Source organism: Kitasatospora aureofaciens (assembly GCF_019192735.1).
Taxonomy (GTDB): Bacteria; Actinomycetota; Actinomycetes; order Streptomycetales; family Streptomycetaceae; genus Kitasatospora; species Kitasatospora aureofaciens_A.
Map to the genome: position 1 here is coordinate 1 of NZ_JAHTKP010000009.1, position 17,679 is coordinate 17,679.

18 protein-coding genes and 1 riboswitch are annotated in these 17,679 nt (G+C 72.7%); of the genes, 12 read left to right on the forward strand and 6 right to left on the reverse strand.

Annotated features, from left to right (window positions below):
- Positions 1 to 855: 855 nt before the first annotated feature.
- The 4 genes from KV557_RS11905 (at position 856) to KV557_RS11920 (ending at position 4,070) form a co-directional block, all read left to right on the forward strand.
- Positions 856 to 1,275 (forward strand): roadblock/LC7 domain-containing protein, encoded by a 420-nt coding sequence (locus KV557_RS11905; protein WP_218199821.1) that lies wholly within the window; start codon positions 856 to 858, stop codon positions 1,273 to 1,275.
- 8 nt (positions 1,276 to 1,283) lie between these two features.
- Positions 1,284 to 1,820, forward strand: coding sequence for a DUF742 domain-containing protein (locus KV557_RS44845; RefSeq protein ID WP_218199822.1), 537 nt, complete (start codon positions 1,284 to 1,286; stop codon positions 1,818 to 1,820).
- A gap of 121 nt (positions 1,821 to 1,941) precedes the next feature.
- Entirely contained in the window at positions 1,942 to 2,490 is a 549-nt protein-coding gene (locus tag KV557_RS11915; protein ID WP_218199988.1) for a GTP-binding protein, read from the forward strand.
- Positions 2,491 to 3,344: 854 nt separating this feature from the next.
- Positions 3,345 to 4,070, forward strand: coding sequence for a winged helix-turn-helix domain-containing protein (locus KV557_RS11920; RefSeq protein WP_256177286.1), 726 nt, complete (start codon positions 3,345 to 3,347; stop codon positions 4,068 to 4,070).
- 156 nt (positions 4,071 to 4,226) lie between these two features.
- On the opposite strand, the gene KV557_RS11925 is transcribed toward KV557_RS11920, so the two are convergent.
- Complete coding sequence (locus KV557_RS11925; protein ID WP_218199823.1) at positions 4,227 to 5,216, reverse strand: aldo/keto reductase; 990 nt, start codon at positions 5,214 to 5,216, stop codon at positions 4,227 to 4,229.
- Between the two features lie 283 nt (positions 5,217 to 5,499).
- Between KV557_RS11925 and KV557_RS11930 the strand changes: the two genes are divergently transcribed.
- The 5 genes from KV557_RS11930 (at position 5,500) to KV557_RS11950 (ending at position 9,050) form a co-directional block, all read left to right on the forward strand.
- Positions 5,500 to 6,078, forward strand: coding sequence for a TetR/AcrR family transcriptional regulator (locus KV557_RS11930; protein ID WP_218199824.1), 579 nt, complete (start codon positions 5,500 to 5,502; stop codon positions 6,076 to 6,078).
- A 154-nt stretch (positions 6,079 to 6,232) separates the two neighbouring features.
- Positions 6,233 to 6,829 carry a DUF4865 family protein gene (locus tag KV557_RS11935; protein WP_218199825.1) on the forward strand — a complete coding sequence of 199 codons (597 nt, stop codon included), beginning with the start codon at positions 6,233 to 6,235 and terminating at the stop codon, positions 6,827 to 6,829.
- A gap of 17 nt (positions 6,830 to 6,846) precedes the next feature.
- On the forward strand, positions 6,847 to 7,329 hold the full coding sequence (locus tag KV557_RS11940) for a carboxymuconolactone decarboxylase family protein (RefSeq protein ID WP_256177287.1): 483 nt from the start codon (positions 6,847 to 6,849) through the stop codon (positions 7,327 to 7,329).
- Positions 7,326 to 8,291: a phosphotriesterase gene (locus tag KV557_RS11945; RefSeq protein WP_218199826.1), complete on the forward strand. Its 966-nt coding sequence runs from the start codon at positions 7,326 to 7,328 to the stop codon at positions 8,289 to 8,291. Before KV557_RS11940 ends, KV557_RS11945 begins: the two co-directional genes overlap by 4 nt.
- Before the next feature lie 99 nt (positions 8,292 to 8,390).
- On the forward strand, positions 8,391 to 9,050 hold the full coding sequence (locus KV557_RS11950) for a Pr6Pr family membrane protein (protein WP_218199827.1): 660 nt from the start codon (positions 8,391 to 8,393) through the stop codon (positions 9,048 to 9,050).
- A gap of 36 nt (positions 9,051 to 9,086) precedes the next feature.
- Here the strand turns inward: KV557_RS11950 and KV557_RS11955 are convergent, their stop codons facing one another.
- Both KV557_RS11955 and KV557_RS11960 read right to left on the reverse strand, forming a co-directional pair.
- On the reverse strand, positions 9,087 to 9,479 hold the full coding sequence (locus KV557_RS11955) for a hypothetical protein (RefSeq protein WP_218199828.1): 393 nt from the start codon (positions 9,477 to 9,479) through the stop codon (positions 9,087 to 9,089).
- Between the two features lie 40 nt (positions 9,480 to 9,519).
- Positions 9,520 to 10,449 (reverse strand): FHA domain-containing protein, encoded by a 930-nt coding sequence (locus KV557_RS11960; RefSeq protein WP_218199829.1) that lies wholly within the window; start codon positions 10,447 to 10,449, stop codon positions 9,520 to 9,522.
- Between the two features lie 380 nt (positions 10,450 to 10,829).
- Between KV557_RS11960 and KV557_RS11965 the strand changes: the two genes are divergently transcribed.
- Entirely contained in the window at positions 10,830 to 11,978 is a 1,149-nt protein-coding gene (locus KV557_RS11965) for an alpha/beta hydrolase (RefSeq protein WP_218199830.1), read from the forward strand.
- A 47-nt stretch (positions 11,979 to 12,025) separates the two neighbouring features.
- Here KV557_RS11965 and KV557_RS11970 read toward each other — a convergent pair whose 3' ends face one another.
- Positions 12,026 to 12,355 (reverse strand): MoaF-related domain-containing protein, encoded by a 330-nt coding sequence (locus KV557_RS11970; RefSeq protein ID WP_218199831.1) that lies wholly within the window; start codon positions 12,353 to 12,355, stop codon positions 12,026 to 12,028.
- A gap of 397 nt (positions 12,356 to 12,752) precedes the next feature.
- Positions 12,753 to 12,922: riboswitch (cyclic di-AMP (ydaO/yuaA leader) on the forward strand.
- Between the two features lies 1 nt (position 12,923).
- On the opposite strand from KV557_RS11970, the gene KV557_RS11975 reads away from it, so the two are divergent.
- On the forward strand, positions 12,924 to 14,216 hold the full coding sequence (locus KV557_RS11975; protein WP_256177288.1) for a glycoside hydrolase family 16 protein: 1,293 nt from the start codon (positions 12,924 to 12,926) through the stop codon (positions 14,214 to 14,216).
- A gap of 33 nt (positions 14,217 to 14,249) precedes the next feature.
- On the opposite strand, the gene KV557_RS11980 is transcribed toward KV557_RS11975, so the two are convergent.
- Both KV557_RS11980 and KV557_RS11985 read right to left on the reverse strand, forming a co-directional pair.
- A complete protein-coding gene (locus KV557_RS11980) occupies positions 14,250 to 14,855 on the reverse strand; it encodes a hypothetical protein (protein WP_218199832.1) in 606 nt (201 codons plus the stop codon).
- 184 nt (positions 14,856 to 15,039) lie between these two features.
- The gene (locus tag KV557_RS11985; RefSeq protein WP_218199833.1) at positions 15,040 to 15,837 is read right to left on the reverse strand and encodes an IclR family transcriptional regulator; all 798 of its coding nucleotides are present in this window, start codon (positions 15,835 to 15,837) and stop codon (positions 15,040 to 15,042) included.
- 189 nt (positions 15,838 to 16,026) lie between these two features.
- On the opposite strand from KV557_RS11985, the gene aceB reads away from it, so the two are divergent.
- Positions 16,027 to 17,679, forward strand: coding sequence for a malate synthase A (gene aceB / locus KV557_RS11990; protein ID WP_218199834.1), 1,653 nt, complete (start codon positions 16,027 to 16,029; stop codon positions 17,677 to 17,679).

Sequence of the window (17,679 nt, forward strand, 5' to 3'; positions counted from 1 at the left end):
GATCTCCGGGCCGGCTCGGACGCCGGGCGGGCTGCCGCGGCGGGCGTCGCGGGCCACGGGCGGGCCGGTGCTGGTGCCGGCGCCCGCGCCGGGGCCGGACGGCGAGGCCGGGTCGGGGAACGGGAGGCATCGGCGGGCGGCTGCCGTTGACCCTGTGACCGAAGCATTTGCTGAAGCTGTTACCGAAGCCGTTGCTGAAGCTGTTACCGAAGCCGTTGCTGAAGCTGCAACTGGGACTGTTGCTGCGGTTGTTACTGGGGCTGTTACGGAAGTGCCCGTTGCCGACGCGCCGGTGGAGGCGGGTTTGTGGACCCGGGGAGGGCTGCCCCGGCGGGTCCGGCAGGCGAACCTCGCGCCGCAGCTGAAGGAGCGGATGAAGGAACGGCTTCGGGGCCCGGGGGAGGACGTGCCCGAGAACCGGGCCGCGCCGCAGGCTCCGGACGCCGAGCCGGTGCGGGAGCGCTCGCCCGAGGAGGCGCGGGCCACGTTCGCGTCGTTCCAACGCGGCTTCACACGGGGCCGTGGCGCCACCGCCCCGGCGGCTCCGGCAGCGTCGGCGAACGCCCGGCCCGCCGCCGTCCCCGCCTGGCAGCCGCCGGACACGTCCCGACGGGCGATCAGCCCGGCGCCCGCCCCGGCAGCGCTGCCCGCGCCGCCCGAGGGCACCCGGGCGCCGCTCGTCCGGCGCGTCCCGGCGGGGCCACCGGTCCGCCTGGTACCGCCTGTTGCACCCGAAGCACCCGAAGCACCCGAAGCACCCGAAGCACCCGAAGCACCCGTAGTACCCGCACGACCCGCATCACCCGCACAACCGGCACCACCCGTACCACCCGCTCCAGCGGAAGGAACTGATTCATGACCATCTCGACGCAGCCGTCCGGAGACCTCAACTGGCTCCTGGACGACCTGGTGGGGCGCGTCGCGGCCCTGCGGCACGCGGTGATCCTGTCCGGCGACGGCCTGGCCACCGGCGCCTCCCGCGACCTGGAGCGCGAGGACGCCGAGCACCTGGCCGCCGTCGCCGCCGGCTTCCACAGCCTCGCCAAGGGCGCCGGCGGGCACTTCAAGGTCGGCGGAGTCCGGCAGACCATGGTGGAGCTCGACGAGGCGTTCCTGTTCATCACGGCGGCCGGCGACGGCAGCTGCCTGGCCGTGCTGAGCGAGGCCGAGGCGGACATCGGCCAGATCGCCTACGAGATGGCCCTGCTGGTCAAGCGGGTCGGCGAGCACCTGGCCGCCGAGCCGCGCACCGAAACCGCGCCGCCGGGGAGATGAGCGGGCCGATGGCGGATCCGAAGGCGGAGGCGGCGGGACGGCCCGGTCCGGGTGCGGACGAGGTGAGTGCGGACGCGGTGGACCCGGACGAGGTCGGGGTGGGCGCGGACGAGGCAGGACCCGACGAGGTCGAGGTCGACCTGTTCCGGGCGCGCACCCCGGTCGACAACCGCTGGTTCGACGACGAGGCCGGGCCGGTGGTGCGGCTGTACTCGATGACCCGCGGCCGCACCCGGCCGGTCGAGGACGGCCTGTTCGACCTGATCTCGCTGATCACCGCCGCCGAGCCCGGGCCGGACGCGGGGGCCGTGCCCGCGCACGTGCTCGACCCGGAGCACCAGACCATCCTGGCCTGGTGCCGCCGGGAGCCGCTGTCCGTCGCCGAACTCGGCTCCTACACCGACCTGCCGGTCAGCGTCGTCCGCGTCCTGCTCGGCGACCTCTACGACGCCGAGCTGATCAGCGTCACCCGACCCGTTCCGCTCGCCGAGCTGCCGGACGAGCGCCTGCTGCGAGACGTGATCAATGGACTCCGTGCGCTCTGACCACCACCCGGGCCCGGACCGGGGCCTTCCCCGCCCCCGTCCGGCGGACGCGGGCTCGGGCTCGGGCCCGGGCCGGGGCACCGCCAACGACCCGCGCTGGCGTGGCGGTCCGGCCGTCGCGGTGAAGATCCTGGTCGCGGGCGGGTTCGGCGCGGGCAAGACCACCCTGGTCGGCGCGGTCAGCGAGATCCGGCCGCTGCGCACCGAGGAGGAGCTGAGCGAGCTGGGCCGCCCGGTGGACGACACCTCGGGCGTGGAGGCCAAGCGCACCACCACGGTGGCGATGGACTTCGGCCGCATCGACCTGCGGCCCGGCCTCGCGCTCTACCTGTTCGGCACCCCCGGGCAGGACCGGTTCTGGTTCGTCTGGGACGAGTTGGCGCGCGGCGCGCTCGGCGCGGTGGTGCTCGCGGACACCCGGCGCCTGGCCGACTCCTTCCCATCGGTGGACTTCTTCGAGCAGCGCGGCATCCCGTTCGTCGTCGCGGTGAACTGCTTCGACGGCACCGAGCGGTTCGCCCCCGAGGAGGTCCGGGACGCGCTCGACCTCGACCCGGACATCCCGGTGCTGCTGTGCGACGCGCGGCTGCGGGAGGACGGGAAGGAATTGCTGGTCGCGCTCGTCGAGCACGCCGCCGCCCGGCGCCGGCCGACTGCCGTTCAGGCCTGATCCGGGCCTGGTTCGGGCCTCATCCGCCGCTGATCCGCTCCTGATCCCGACCGGCGTCTCATCCTGACGTCCGTATCCCGGACGTTCGGCGCGCTGAAGGTTGCCTAGACCGGTCGGGCGTGGAAGGCTCTGTGGACGAAGGCCGCCCGGCCGCACGTCCGGCGGCAGGCCTTTCGATCACGCACCTTCGGCGCGCACCCTGCGCCGCCGAGCACGGACCGAGGGGGAGGGCAGCACGATGACCGTCGGCCAGCGATGCGATACGGCTGGGCCCGCCCCGATCACGCCGGTGCTCACCGTCCGCCGCTACATCGACCACGCGCTGATCTGCAGCGCGTGTTGTCGCTGACCGGCCGGCCCCTTCCCCGGTACGTCCGACCCGCCCATGGCCCCTGCCCGGCTGCGGTCTGACGTACCGTCAATCCGTCCACCAGGCCGACACGGTACGCCGGACACCGGCGCGCCCGTGACCGGCGATCCGGCCCCCGCCCCGCAGAGAGGCCACCTGTGAACCTCGCCTTCCCAAACCCCACCCCCGGAGCCGCCGGGCGCCCCCGTATAGCCCGAGAATCCCCCGCGGTGCGCTGCGGCGTGCCGTCCGGGCGGTCGAGCGGACGGCCGAACCGGCTTTTGCGCGCAGCAAGTTGCGGCTCCGCGGACAGCAGCGTCGGTCCTGCCGACCTGGAGCCGTTCTGGCCGTCCCGGCAGCCGCACCTGTTCGATCAGACGTGTCCGGGCTCGCCCAGCGCGTCCCGGCTCTCCGCCCGCTGACCCCGGATCAGCCCCGGCAGTACGCCCGGTCGACGCGCAGACGACTCCACCCCGTCCGTCACGCGCGAAATGAGCGGCACACCATGTCTTCCTCCTCCACGGCCACCCTGCCCCTGCCCACCGCGACCCCGCACCTGCGCGCGGTCCGCTCCGTTCCGTCCGCCTCTCCCAACCCGGCGGGCCGTCCGGCCCATTCCGTACCTCCGCACGTCCTCCCGCCCCGATCGACGCAGGCCCCGACCCCGGTGCCGCCCGCCGTCTCCCAGGCGGGCGGCGTTCTCCCGTCGGCGCCGCAGTCGCTGCTGGCCGCGCTGCCGGAAGGGGCGGCCGTCGTGGCCGCTCTGCCGCAGGGCGCGCTGACGCAGGCTCTTCTCGCCCAGTACGGTGCGCAGTTCAGCGGTCAGTCCGGTGGTGCGGCCGGGCACCCGATGGTCGGGTACCTGGTGCTCGTGCCGGCAGAGAACCCGGGAGCAGCCGCCCCGGGTGCCGTGCCCGCCGCCGTCCGCCCGGTCCGTCCGGCCGACCAGGGCATCACCGTCGACACCGAGCGGCGAAACGCCTACGTGGACGGGCGGTTGCTCGACCTCACGTACCTGGAGTTCGAGCTGCTCGCGCACCTCACCGAGCACCCGCAGCGGGTGCACACCCGGGACCACCTGGTCTCCGCCGTCTGGGGCTACGGCCACGTCGGCGACGGCCGCACGGTGGACGTGCACGTGGCGCGGCTGCGCCGGAAGCTCGGATCGGCCTACCGGGACAGCATCGTGACGGTCCGTCGGGTCGGCTACAAGTACACGCCGGTGGCGTGATCGCGGCTTCCTGGCCAAACGGCGGCCGCCCGTTCGTGGGGAACGGGCGACCGCCGTTCTTCTTTCGTCCGCTCCGAGAACAGCTGGCAGATAACAGATGACAAACTCTGAAATCTGTTATCTGTCAGCTGTGCTCGTCGGCCATCACCCCGCCACTCAGCGGCTGAGCCGGTCGATCTCCGCCAGGTCCTCCGCCGTCAGCGGCCCGCCGTTCAGCGCGTCGATGTTCTGGTCCAGCTGCGCGACACTGCTCGCGCCGATGATGACCGACACCACCCGCAGGTCGCGCAGCACCCAGGACAACGCGAGCTGGGCAAGCGTCTGCCCGCGCCGCTCCGCCACCTTGTTCAGCGCCCGCAGCTGCTTCAGCTTGGGCCCGCTGAGTGCCTCCTCGTTCAGGAACTTCCCGATCGACATCCGCGAGCCCGCCGGCACCTGGCCCGACAGGTAACGGTCGGTCAACAGGCCCTGGGCGAGCGGGGAGTAGGCGATCAGGCTGGTCTGGGTGTCGCCGACCGCGTCCAGCACGCCCTCCTCCACGTACCGGTTGAGGATCGAGTACGCGGACTGGTTCATCAGCACCGGCGTGCCCAGCTCGCGCAGGATCGCCACCGCCTCCCGGTGCTGCTCCGCCGGGTAGTTGGAGATGCCCGCGTACAGCGCCTTCCCCGAGCGGACCGCGCTGTCCAGCGCGCCCATCGTCTCCTCGACCGGGGTGTCCGGGTCGTAGCGGTGCGAGTAGAAGACGTCGACGTAGTCCAGCCCCATCCGCCCCAGCGACTGGTCCAGGCTGGCCAGCAGGTACTTGCGGCTGCCGCCGTTGCCGTACGGGCCGGGCCACATGTCCCAGCCGGCCTTCGTGGCGATGAACAGCTCGTCCCGGTACGGGCGGAAGTCCTGCGCGAACAGGTACCCGAAGTTGCGCTCGGCGCTGCCGTACGGCGGGCCGTAGTTGTTCGCCAGGTCGAAGTGGGTGATCCCCCGGTCGAAGGCCCGGCGCAGCACCGCCCGTTGCACGTCCAGCGGCTGGGCGTCGCCGAAGTTGTGCCAGAGGCCGAGCGAGACGGCGGGCAGCTGCACGCCGCTGCGCCCGGCCTTGCGGTAGGTCATCGAGGCATAGCGGTCATCCGAGGCGAGGTAGCTCATGCCGGACATCCTGCCAGCCCGGGAGCCCGGGAGCCCGGACCGAGGCCGTCGCCCGGGTGCTGATGTGACGCGGTGTGATGTGAGGCGACGTGACGCGCGCCACCGGGCGCAGCGGAATGCCGCCCGACGGTGTGGGGGAGACGAACGGGCGAGGGGCCGTGGCCGCCGGGGGGGCGGCGCACGGCCCTCGGTCGTCCCGGGGAGCCCGGGTCGTTCCGGGATGCTTCTGCCGTTCCCGGAACCCTCTGGCGCACTGTACCTACTGGTATGTACAGTGATCCCCATGGCAACCCAGGACCGTCTCATCGAGAGCACCCAGGAACTCCTCTGGGAACGCGGCTACGTCGGCACCAGCCCCAAGGCCATCCAGCAGCGCGCAGGCGTCGGCCAGGGCAGCATGTACCACCACTTCACCGGCAAGCCCGACCTCGCCGCCACCGCCCTGCGCCGCAGTGCCGAGCAGATGCGCGCCGTCGCCGCGGCCGACCTCGCCGCCCCGGGCACCGCCTACGACCGCATCGCCGCCTACCTGCAGCGCGACCGCGACGTGCTGCGCGGCTGCCGGATCGGCCGGATGGCCCAGGACCCGGACGTCATCGCCGACCCGCAGCTGCGCGCCCCGGTCGAGGCGACCTTCGACTGGCTGCGCGGCCGGATCGCCGAGCTGGTCGCCGAGGGCCAGGCGGCCGGCGAACTCACCCCGGGCGTCGACCCGGCCGACACCGCCGCCGCGCTGGTCGCCGTCGTCCAGGGCGGTTACGTGCTCGCTCGCGCGGCCGGCCGCGCCGAGCCCTTCGACCAGGCCGTACGCGGCGCCCTCGGCCTGCTCGCCGCTCACCGGACCGCGCCCGGCACCGCCTGACGTCCCACGCCCCGAGCCCGACGCGCCGCAGACCCGACGCGCCGCAGACCCGACGCGCCGCAGACCCGACGCGCCGCAGACCCGGCGCGCGAGCCCGACGCGCTGCAGACCCGACGCGCCGCCGACCCGGCCGCCCAACGGAGGAGAACCGCCCGTGCACGCCATGCAGTACGAGATCACCCTCCCCGCCGACTACGACATGGGGATCATCCACAAGCGGGTCGCCGAGAAGGGCCACCTCCTCGACGCCTACCCCGGCCTCGGCCTCAAGGCGTACCTGGTCCGGGAGCGCGGCCAGGACAACTCGCCGGTCAACCAGTACGCGCCGTTCTACCTCTGGCGCACCCCCGAGGGGATGAACAGCTTCCTCTGGGGCCCGGGCTTCCGCGGCCTGAGCGCCGACTTCGGCCGCCCCGACGTCCGCCACTGGCTCGGCGTGGGCCTGTCCCACGGGACCGCGTCCGCCGCCCATGCATCGACCACCGACGCGCCCACCACCGCCACCCGCCGGACCTTGAGTCTCCCCGAGACCGCCGACCCGGCCGAGGCCGTCGAGCGGGCGCTCGCCGACCTGCCCGTCCACCCCGCGCTGCACACCGCCGCCGTGGCGGTCGACCCGAGCCGGTGGGAGCTGCTGCAGCTCGCCCTCTGGCGCGGTCCCGTCCCCGACGACGCGCCCGGCACCCGTTACCGGGTGCTGCACCTGTCCCGGCCCGAACTCGACCGGCTGCCCGCCGGCCGCCACTGGTGAAAGGATTCGCCACCCCCATGACCGCCCCCGCCCCCATGACCGCCCCCGCCCCGATGACGCCCGCCGACCTCACCCCCGCCCCGCTCGACCGCGAGGCCGGCTACGCCCTCCTCGCCGACCTCGCCGGTCCGGTCGCCGCCGGCACGCTAGGCGGCCTGGACGGCGTCGCCCCCGGCTTCGCCGACTGGATCGTCACAAGCCTGTTCGGCGGCACCTACCAGCGCCCCGGCCTCGCCCTGCGCGACCGCCAGGTGGCCAACCTGGCCGCCCTCACCGCTCTCGGCGGCGTCGAGCCGCAGCTCGCCGACCACGTCCGCAACAGCCTGCGGATCGGGATGACGAGGGAGGAGATCACCGAGGTGATGGTCCACCTCGCCCCCTACGTCGGGGTCCCCAAGGCGCTGGCCGGCCTGCGCGTCGCCACCGCCACCTTCGCCGAGTTGCAGCAGGCGCAGCCGACACAGCAGGAGCAGCAGTCGGCCGAGGCGGCCCAGGCATGACCCCCAGCCACCCCCGCCCGGCCGTCCGCACCATCCTCGGCGACCTCGACCCCGCCGAACTCGGCGTCACCGACTCCCATGACCACCTCTTCATCCGCAGCCCGCTCCTCGCCGGCGAGGAACTCGACGACCCGGCCGCCGCCGAGGACGTCCTGCACGCCTTCGCGGCGGCCGGCGGCCGGTCGCTCGTCCAGTGGACCCCGTACGGCATGGGGCGCGGCGCGGACTCCCTCGCCAAGCTCTCCCGCGCCACCGGCGTTCACGTGGTCGCCGCCACCGGCGTGCACCAGGCGGCCCACTACGCCCCGGACACGTTCCCGGCCCTGTACGACGGCCTCGCCGAACGCTTCACCGCCGAGCTGACCACCGGGCTGACGACCGAGTCGACCACCGGGCTCACTACCAGCCCGCGCGACGAACCCGAACCCGTCCGCGCGGGCCTGATCAAGGTGGCGTGCGACGTCAGCGTCACCACCGCGCACACCCGCCGGGTGATGACGGCCGCCGCCGACGCGCACCACGCCACCGGCGCCCCGATCGCCGTCCACCTCGAACCGGGCGCCGACCCGCACTTCGTGCTGCACTGGCTCCACACCCGACACCAGGTCCCGCGCCACCGGATCATCCTCGGCCACCTCACCCGCCTGCCCGACGTGCGGCTCCATCGCGAACTCGCGGCCGAAGGCGTCTTCCTCGCCCTGGACAGCCCCTCCCGGGCCGGCCACCCGGCCGACCACCAGGCCTTCGACCTCATCGCCGACCTCGTCGAGGCGGGCCACGCCGCCCAACTGCTTCTCGGCGCCGACACCACCACCCGCACCGCCCGCCGGGCAGCCGGTCCCACCCGGCTGCTCACCGACCTGGCCCCGAGGCTCGCCCGCACCTTCGGCCCCGAACTCCCCGAGCTCCTCCTCACCACCAACCCGGCAGCCGCCTTCGCCACCCTGTGGCGGACTCCCTGAGCCGAGCGATCCCCGCTCCTGTGGCCGACTCCGCCCGCCCGGGTTTGAATCCGAGTAGCCCCGACGGACCACGCCCCCCACAGAGAGGCGGCCCCGACGATGCACTCGTGGCTCGCTCCCGCCCGGCTCGCCGTCGCCGCGCTCACGGCGGTCGCCCTCGGCTTCTCCGGCTACCACGCCGCGACCGACGCCACCGGGGTGCCGAACTACTTCAGCTACTTCACCAACCTCAGCAACATGGCCGCGGTCGTCGTCCTGGCGCTCGGCGGCTGGGCGGGCCTGACTGGCCGTCGCCCCGTGCCGGACCTGGTGCGCGGGGCGGTCGTGCTCTACCTGGCGATCACCGGACTGGCCTACGGCACCTTGCTCGCGAAGTACCCGGAGCAGCTGACGATCCCGTGGGTGAACGACGTGGTCCACCGCGCCATGCCGCTGGTCGTCCTCGCCGACTGGCTGATCGACCCGCCGGCGCGCCGCATCCGCCCGGTGGCGGCGCTGTGGTGGCTGGCGTTCCCGCTGGTCTACCTGGCCTACGCGCTGCTCCGCGGGCTGGCAGTCGACTGGTACCCGTACCCGTTCCTCGACCCGGACCTGCACGGCAGCTACCGCCGGGTCGCCGGGGCGTCCTGCCTGATGACGGCGGCATTCGTGCTGGTCGGGGCCGCTTTGCTGTGGGCGGGAAACGCCCTCGCTGCCCGCCGCGACGCACGCCACGGCGCGGCGCCGAGGGGCCGTCGCGCCCACGCCCGGACGAGCTGAGCAACCCCATGCCCGGGCGGCTGAGCGGCTGGGGCCTCACAGGCCGATCGCGTGCAGGATCGGCTGCCCGGCCGAACCGAGCCAGCCGGCCAGCGCCGAGACGGCCCCGAACAGGCCGGTCCCGACCTTGAGCGCGGCCCCGGTCGCGCCGAGCAGCCGGGTGACCCGCGAGAGCCGGTCCGCGACCGCCGCCTTGTCGGGCTCGGGCCGGTCCGCCTCCCGTTCCATCGCGTCGAGTTCCGCCCGGACCTGCGGCGCCACCGACTCCGGCAGCGGTTCCGCCTCGACGGCCGTGCGCAGGTCCCCGACCAGCCCGCTCAACTCCTGGGCGCCGACGGTGAACCGGCCCGACTGACCGCCGTGGATGCTCTGGTTCCCGGCCACGTTGTTGATCGCCCCGGCCTGCTGGCTGCCGATGTTGAAGACCATGGGCGCGCCTCCCGTCCGAGTCCTCCGGACTCACTGCGACTTATTGCGGTGGCGGTGGGTACCGCAACTGCCGGGACTCCTCGTCCTCGAAGCGCCGACGCCGCGAGGTGGTCACGATGTGCAGGACGATCCCGACGACGAGGAGCACGAGGCCGATCGCCGCCACCGCGAAGCCGATCGCCCCGACCGGGACGCCGCCGACCTTCGGCCCGAGGAGGTCGGGCACCGAGTAGTTCGCGTTGCCGGACTGCGCGAGGTCGTTCGTCTTCGAGATGAAGCTGAACAGTGCCCAGCCGTAGACCCCGCTACCGCCGATGAACATCAGGAACCCGGTCAGCACGAGGTGCCGGGCCCGGGTGCGGGTGGCCGCGATCTCGCGGAAGAAGCTCTCCCGCCGGGCCTGCATGACGTAGTTGTACTGGTTCCCGGCGACATTGCTGAGATTCCCGCGGGCCTCCTGCCGCTCGACGTCGTACCGGGGCTGCGGTGGCGTTGACGGTTCTGGCGGCACCCACGGCTTCGGCGGCTCAGGTGGCTGTGGTGGCTCCGGCGGAGGCAGGTCGCGCGCCGGCACCGGCCCGAGCGTCTGCGTGAGAGCCGACGTGCCCCGGCCCGCCGCCCCTGGCCCGGGGACGGTGTCGGCCGGGTCGCGCGGCTCCTCGTAGTGCACCTCGAACGGCCCGAAGTCGATCACGTCCCCGGTGTGCAGCACCTCCTGCCCGTGCAGGGGGTGACCGTTCAGGCGGGTGCCGTTGGTGGAGGCCAGATCCTCGACCGTGGTGTGCCCGCCCGACCGCCACACCACGGCGTGGCGGCGACTGATCCCGGGATCGCCCACGTGGATCTGGCACCCCGCGTCCCGGCCGACCATCAGCGGCCGGTCGGCGACGACGTACACCTGGCCGCGCAGCGGCTCCGGGCTGTCGACGACGAGACGCGGTAAGGGCTGTTGCTGCGGAGCCGGGCGCATGGCACGACCTCCTGCCGAGGGAACCCCCTCACCTCCAGTAAAGGCCAAGCCATCCCGGGAGCACAGCCCCTGCCGCGGCGGTCGTGGCGAGGCGCGGCGACGGTGTCGCTGGGGACAGCAGACAGCGAACAGGTTTCAGATAACAGATTTCAAACTCTGTCATCTGAAGGTTGTCATCTGTCACCTGTCATCCGTAAACCCGCCGCCGTCCCCGCTCGCTCCCGGGCGGCGCCCAGGGCCACCCCGGGACCGCCCCGGTCGTCTCCCGGCCCGGCCCGCTAGGGTGGGTGATCGCGCGCCCCGACGGGGAACCGGGGGAAGCACCCTGGATGTCCTAGCGGCGAGGGGCGGGGAGTTCGAGGCGTGGGAGCAAGTAGGACATGGGTCTGACGAGCCACAAGGTGCTGGCGCTGACCGTATTGATCGCCGTCGTGATGATGGCCGGCACGGTCTGGCTGTGGCCCAGACTCGCGAAGAAGACCTGGCAGGCGGTGCTCGGCCGGATCGGTATGCTGCTCGTCACCCAGCTCTCCGTGCTCGCCGCGCTCGGTCTCGTCTCGAACAACTACTTCTCCTTCTACAGCAGTTGGGACGACCTGCTGGGCAGCGGCGACAACGGCCCGGTGGTGATCCACAACAAGGCGGACGCCTCCGGCCGCCTGCTCGTGGAGACGATCGGCCACGCCTCCGTCCAGGGCGGTGGCGCGATGGGCCGCGAGCCGGGCAAGTCCGGCGAGATCCGCAAGGTGCGGATCGACGGCGCGGTCACCCGGCTGTCCACCGACGGGTACGTCTACCTGCCGCCGCAGTACTTCCAGCCGGAGTACGCGCAGAAGCAGTTTCCGGTGGTGATCGTCAGCACCGGCTTCCCCGGGCTCGCCGAGAACCTGATCACCCGCTTCAACTACCCGGGCGCGGCACTCAAGCTGCTCCAGGACGGGAAGATGCAGCCGACCGTCATGGTCCTGATGCGCCCCTCGCCGGCCCTCCCGCAGGACACCGAGTGCGAGGACATCCCGGGCGGCGCCCAGTCCGACACGTACTTCACCAAGGACGTCCCGTCGGCGATCCAGGCGAGCTTCCGGGTGTCCACCGACCCGCAGGCCTGGGCCTTCATGGGCAACTCCACCGGCGGCTACTGCGCGCTCAAGCTGGCCATGCGCCACCCGGACGTCTTCCCGACCGCCGTCTCCCTCTCCGGCTACTACCAGGCCGCCGACGACCCGACCACCGGTGACCTCTTCGGCGGCAGCAAGCAGCGCCGCGACGAGGCCGACCTGATGTGGCGGCTGAAGAACGTGCCCCAGCCGAAGGTGAACGTCCTGCTGGCCGGCACCAAGCAGGGCGACGGCAACTACAAGCACGACACCGAGGCCTTCATCGACGCGGTGCAGAGCCCGGGCCCGATGAAGGTCTCCTACAGCATGCTGGAGACCGGCGGCCACAACTTCGAGACCTGGAGCAAGCTGCTGCCGTCCTCGCTGGAGTGGCTGTCCCAGCACCTCAAGGTGCCGAACCCGACGGTCTGACGACGGGACCGCGAGCGGGCCGGCTGGACGGCGGGCGGGTCGGCCGCTCAGGCCACCCGCTCCAGCGTCCCGGTGTGCAGCTCGCCGACCCGCCCGCCCTCGCCCTCGAAGGTCCAGAACGCGCGGACGATCAGCCGGCCGAGGTCCATCACGTGGCTGACGGTGATGCCGCTCTGCTCGGTCCAGCTGACGAAGTACACCTCCGGCGCGACCTCGGCGACGTGCAGCTCCACGTCCTCCCACTGGCCCGCCGACTCGCCGAGGCCCTCCCAGCGCAGCCGCTTGCCGTCGGCCGAGTAGGCGTTGCGGAAGGCCGCGCCGTTGTCGGCCCGGAAGAGGTAGGTGCGGCCGGCGAAGGCGGGCAGGGGCGCGGTCATGGCGGGGCGGTTCCTCGTCTCTCTGGGATGTGCGGCTGGCTGTCCGCGGTGCTCTTGTGCACTGCGGTGAATCTCGGACCTCCAATTTATCCGACCGGGCGTGCCGACCGGGTGCACTCGGCCACACTCCGCCACGCCACCGGCGGCCACCATGTCGCCCGCCGGGCGCCGGGCGCCGACGGCCGGGTTGACGCCCGGCTCGGCTGATCCCCGCACCCGTCCCCGCAGCCCTCCCAACTGATCCACTCCGCACCGTAGTTGATCGACACGACTGTGAGCTGCACGACAACCGGCCCGGACGAGTTGTCCGTTCACGGACGGCCTGCCTAGCCTGCAACGGTCGTCCGCCCTCGCGGACCCCGCCGCCGGGACGCCGAGTCCCGTCCACCCGTCGGCGCGCAACCGAGCACCACAGCGGACGGGAGCGGGGGAACCAAGGTCAGCGCCCCGGCCCGTACGCTCCCGCGTCCGGGCCGCGGCTAGGGGTGAAGCCGCTCCCGCAGGCGGCCGGGCGACCTCTCAGTCCGAACCCGACAGCTCACCTCGCAGGCGTCGCAGAGGACACCCCATGCACCAGCCTGCCCGGCGCCGCGCGCCCCGCCACGCCCGCCCGTCCCACCGCGGCCGTAACGCCGCCCTCGCCGCCACCGGCGCGCTCGCCATCACCGGCGCCGGACTGTTCGGCCTGCCGACCGTGGCCGGCGCCCAGGCCGCCACCGGCCCGACCGTCACCCAGGACCGGCTCGCCCCGGCCGCCATGGTCGCCGGCAAGGCCACCACCGCCTCCCTCACCGTCCACTCCTCGGCCTGCTTCATCGCGAAGACCCTCGGTGTCGGCGTGCGCGACGCGGCCGGCAACAACCTCGACTTCCCGGGCAACGCCACCAACGTGCAGATCTGCCCGTGGGGACAGACCTTCACGAGCGGTGCGCGCACCCTGCAGACCGGCACCTACACCCAGTTCGGCTTCTGGCAGGACTTCGGCGGTACCTGGCACAACCTGCCGTCGCAGCAGCTCGTGGTCTCCAGCACCCCGGCGCCGACGCCCACCACGACCCCGTCGCCCACGGCCAAGCCCACCACGCCCACGCCCACGGCCACCCCGAAGCCGTCCCCCACCAGCAGCCCGAGCGCCACCGCGAGCCCGAGCACCCCGGCCCCGGCCTCCCCGATCGCCGGCAAGTCGCTGACCTGGTCCGACGAGTTCAACGGCCCGATCGCGTGGGGCACCCGCTGGGTCGGCGACAAGACCAGCTCGTACAAGTACGGCAACCACAACCCGGACGACAACAAGCTCGACTGGCTGAACAAGAACAACGTCACCGTGGCCAACGGCGTCGCCACGTTCACCGCCACGCCGAGCGGCACCACGCTGGAGAACGGCAAGCAGGCCTGGAACACCGGCTTCCTCACCACCGAGGGCTCCAGCGAGGGCTTCCAGGTGAAGACCGGCGACTACGCCGAGACCCGGGTCAAGCTGCCGTCCGGCTCCGGCGCCTGGCCGGCGCTCTGGACGTGGAAGAACGGCAACGGGGAGATCGACTCCTTCGAGTACCACCCCGACAACCCGAACCTGCTGGAGCTCACCAACCACGTCAACCCGGGCAACCCCAAGTACTACACCGACGCGAGCGCGGTCGCGAAGGACCAGTGGGTGACCATCGGCACCTACTACGGCGCCAACTCGGTGGACTGGTACGTCAACGGCGTCAAGGTGTTCTCGGACGGCAAGGGCGTCGGCGCGAACTGGTCGGCGTACCTGATCCTCAACCTGTCGGTGTGCGCGGGGCAGTACCACCCCGCGCCGCAGGGGACCGCCCCGATCACCTTCTCCGCCGACTACGTCCGCGTGTACCGCTAAAAGGCGTCGGTAAAGGTCCAACAGCCACAGCAATCAGCCGGCAGCCGTCTCGACCACCTTGATGTCGAACGGCTGCCGGTTGTTGCTCTCGTCCGGGTCGTCCGCGCTGCGCACCGCGACCGACCCGCCGGTGAGCGCGCCCAGCGGCAGGCCGGGGGAGAGCCGCACCGGGACGAGCGCGGTCGCGCTGCGCCCCTCCTTCAGCCCGGGCCCGAAGACGCAGCGCACCCGGTGGCCGCCGCGGAGCACCTCGCAGTCCGCGGGGAAGTACGGGCCCTCCGGCGCCACTCCGCGCGGGAGCGTGACGACGACGGTGAACGGCGAGGCGGTCGTCTCCGGGCCGCGGTTCGCGACGAAGGCGTGGACGGTGGTGGTGCCGCCGGGCGGGGCGGCGTCCGGATCGAGGCGGACGACTTCCAGGTCGGAACGGGACGGAGCCGCCATCGCCGAGAGGTCGACGGCCGGCCGGGGCTCGGGCCGTCGCAGCGCCCAGGACGGGCCGGAGACCAGCACCGCCACCGCACAACCCGCCGCCACGGCCGCGATCAGCCACGCCCCGCTCGTCCCGCTCCCGTCCGCGCCGACCCTGCTCCCGGCTGCGCCGACCCCGCCTGAATGTCCCGAACGCCTGCGCTCCATCGCCGCTCACCGTGCCCTCGCACTCCGGCCGCCCGCGCCATCGCGGACCGCGTCCGCACCAGGGTGGCCGAGCGGCGGACGGCCGTCGGTGCAACCCGCCCTCGGTCCGCCCGAACGGAGGAACGCGTGCGCGGGAAGTCGACCGAACCGGCCTCCCGTGCGCAGCACGCAAACTGACCGACCGTCAGGGTGCGAGGACCTGCCCCAGCCGGGTTGCGATCTGGCGCATCACCGGCACCAGCGAGGATGCGCCGGCCTGCTCCTCCAGCGCCCGGATGCGGGCCTCCGGGCCGGAGACCGACAGTGCTGTCGGCGTCGGCGCGCCCGGTACGGCGAGGGCGATGCAGCGTACGCCGATCTCCTGCTCCTGGTCGTCGACGACGTAACCGCGCTCGCGCGCCTCCGCGAGCTGGCGCAGCAGCTCCTGCGGGTCGGTGACGGTGTACTCGGTGTGCGCGGGCAGCGGGTTGGGGCCGAGGACGGCGCGCGCCTCGTCCTCGGGGAGCTGGGCGAGCAGTGCCTTGCCGACGCCGGTGCAATGCGGCTGCACCCGCCTGCCGACCTCGGTGAACATTCGCATCGAGCGGCGCGACTGCACCTGCCCGACGTAGACCACCTCACCCCCCTCCAGCACCGCGAGGTTGGCGGTCTCGCCGGTGGCCTCCATCAGCTCGGACAGGTACGGGCGGGCCCAGCTGCCGAGCAGGCGGCCGGCGGTCTCGCCGAGGCGGATCAGCCGGGGGCCGAGGGTGTAGCGGCGGGCCGTGTCCTGGCGGACGTAACCCTGCTGGACGAGGGTACGAACCAGGCGGTGGATGGTCGGCATCGGCAGCCCGGAGCTGGTGGAGAGCTCGCTGAGCGTGGCCACGCCACCGGAGTCGGCCAGCGCCTCCAGGAGCTGGAAGGCGCGTTCGACGGACTGCACGCCGCCGCTCGCGCGGTCGGCGCCTGTCGTCGATGCTGTGTCGGGGGTCGCAACCACCGGCGTTCCCTTCGCTGTCGGGGAGGAGTAGAGTCCCCGCGATCACCTCAACAAACCGTTGAAATTCTGTATCGCGGAAACTAGTCTCCACCTTACAGAATCGAGCTCGCCGACAGGTGGGTTCGGATCAAGGAAGTTCCCACCGGAGCTCCCTTCGCCAGGCTCAACCGTCTTAGGAGTGTCCTGCTCATGGCTGCAGATCAGGGACCCGTCGGCACCTCCCCTGCCGCTCCGGTCGTCACTGTCGCCGGTCCGCGCGTCCACCGGGCGGAGGAGGTGCTCACTCCGGAGGCGGTCGCCTTCGTCGTCGGCCTCCATCGCGCGTTCGAGGGCCGCCGGCAGGAGCTCCTCGCCCGGCGAAAGACCCGGCGCGCCGAGATCGCGCGGGCCGGCACGCTGGACTTCCTCCCCGAGACCGCCGAGATCCGGGCGGGTGACTGGACGGTCGCCGAGGCGCCCCGCGCCCTCCAGGACCGCCGCGTCGAGATCACCGGCCCCACCGACCGCAAGATGGTCATCAACGCCCTCAACTCCGGGGCGAAGATCTGGCTCGCCGACTTCGAGGACGCCACCTCCCCGACCTGGGAGAACGTGGTCAGCGGCCAGATCAACCTGATCGACGCCTTCGAGGGCCGGATCGACTTCGCCACCTCCGCCGGCAAGGCCTACACCCTCAAGCCCGCCGCCGAACTCGCCACCGTCGTGGTCCGCCCGCGCGGCTGGCACCTGGACGAGAACCACCTGCTCGTCGACGGCAACCCGGTGGCCGGCGCGTTCCTCGACTTCGGCCTCTACTTCTTCCACAACGCCGCCCGGCTGCTCGCCAAGGGTGCCGAGGACCCCAACTCCGGGCCCTATTTCTACCTCCCGAAGACCGAGAGCCACCTGGAGGCCCGGCTCTGGAACGACGTCTTCACCCACGCCCAGGCCCAGCTCGGCATCCCCCACGGCACCATCCGCGCGACCGTGCTGATCGAGACCATCACCGCCGCGTTCGAGATGGACGAGATCCTCTACGAGCTGCGCGACCACGCGGCCGGCCTCAACGCGGGCCGCTGGGACTACCTGTTCTCCATCGTCAAGAACTTCCGCGACGCCGGCGAGCACTACATCCTGCCGGACCGCAACACCGTCACCATGGCCTCGCCGTTCATGGCCGCCTACACCCGGCTGCTGGTGCAGACCTGCCACAGGCGCGGCGCACACGCGATCGGCGGCATGGCCGCGTTCATTCCCAGCCGCAAGGACCCCGAGGTCAACGCCGCCGCCCTGGAGAAGGTCAAGGCCGACAAGGACCGCGAGGCGGGCAACGGCTTCGACGGCTCCTGGGTCGCCCACCCGGACCTCGTCCCGGTCGCCCGCGCCTCCTTCGACGCGGTGCTCGGCGAGCGACCCAACCAGAAGGACAACCCCGGACCGTCCGAGCCGGTCACCGCCGAGCAGCTGCTCGACATTGCCGGCGCCGGTGGCACCTGCACGCACGCCGGGCTGCACAACGCCGTCCAGGTGGGCCTCCGCTACATCGAGGCCTGGCTGCGCGGCCTCGGCGCGGTCGGCATCTTCAACATGATGGAGGACGCCGCCACCGCCGAGATCTCCCGCTCGCAGATCTGGCAGTGGATCCACAACGGCGTCGTCCTCTCCGACACCGGGGAGAAGGCCACCGCCGAGCTGGTGCGCACCCTGGTCGCCGCGGAGCTGGCCGAACTCCGGGCCGAGCGGGGCGCGGACGGCTACGCCGGCGGGCGCTGGCGCGAGGCCGCCCAGCTCTTCGAACAGGTCGCCCTGGCCGAGGAGTTCGCGGACTTCCTGACCCTCCCCGCGCTTCCCCTGCTGGGCTGA